The sequence below is a fragment of the Bradyrhizobium macuxiense genome, from assembly GCF_001542415.1.
Lineage (GTDB): Bacteria > Pseudomonadota > Alphaproteobacteria > Rhizobiales > Xanthobacteraceae > Bradyrhizobium > Bradyrhizobium macuxiense.
In genome coordinates this window covers 1-899 of sequence record NZ_LNCU01000137.1, presented here as the reverse complement: position 1 = coordinate 899, position 899 = coordinate 1, and the positions used below count along the sequence as shown (strand labels likewise).

1 protein-coding gene is annotated in these 899 nt (G+C 65.5%); it reads right to left on the bottom strand.

Features of this window, described 5'->3' with window-relative positions; all coding sequences use genetic code 11:
• Positions 1-798, bottom strand: a 798-nt coding sequence (locus AS156_RS40160) for a transposase (RefSeq protein WP_245313280.1), incomplete at its 3' end; no start/stop codon positions are given.
• Between the last annotated feature and the right edge of the window lie 101 nt (positions 799-899).

Here is an 899-nt window from a genome sequence, read left to right as displayed (position 1 = left end):
GGCCGCGATCGCGGCCTCAAGCCCCACCGCGCCATCGACGATGAGGAACTCGGGCCGCCGCAGATCACGACGGACGAGATCGTCGAGCACGGCCCGCCAGGCTGCGGTGCTCTCGCCGCCCATACTCTTGATCGACAGCAGTATCTTCTGGCCATCCGCGCGAACCCCGATCACGACAAGCAGCGAGATCGCGGTCGCCTTGCGGTCGAGCCGAACCCGAACCACGGTGCCGTCGAGGATCAGCCGCACGATCGGCTCCTCAGCCAACGAGCGGGCATTCCAGGCGTCCCAGTCGCTCTTCACCTTGCGCCAGACCCGGCTCACCGTGTCCTTGCCGACGCTGCCCGCGAACAGCGCGCCCAGCGCCCGACGGACACGGCGCGTGTTGGTGCCGGACAGGTAAACATTGGCGATTAATGCATCGGCCGCCAACGTACGCCGCTGGTAGGCCCGCAGCCGATGGCTCTTCCACTCCCTCGTCGTGCCATCGGGGCTATCCAGCCGGGCACGCGGTACCGCGATCTCGACGGGACCGAAGCTGCCGGTCAGCGACCGCGTTCGGCTGCCGTGTCGGTGGCCTGTGACGGCGGTGGAGGCTTCCTCCTGGTCAGCCTTCCTGTGTTCGTAGCGCGGTCGCGCAAGCAGCGTGTCCAGTTCGTCCCGGATCAATTCCTCGATGAACTCTCGTACCCGTTCCCGTACCGCTCCTTCGATCGGATCAAACCAATCATCGAAAAGCTGGGGAGCCGTCTCGCCGCCGTCCTGCGGCACATCCGTCTTCGTGATATCGCTGATCATGGCGTGGTCTCCGATCCGGCGTTCCAACGCCGGCTGATTCGAGGTTTGATCACCCCGGAGACTACGCCACCCTCAATTCCAACCAACTTCCGGACGGGACC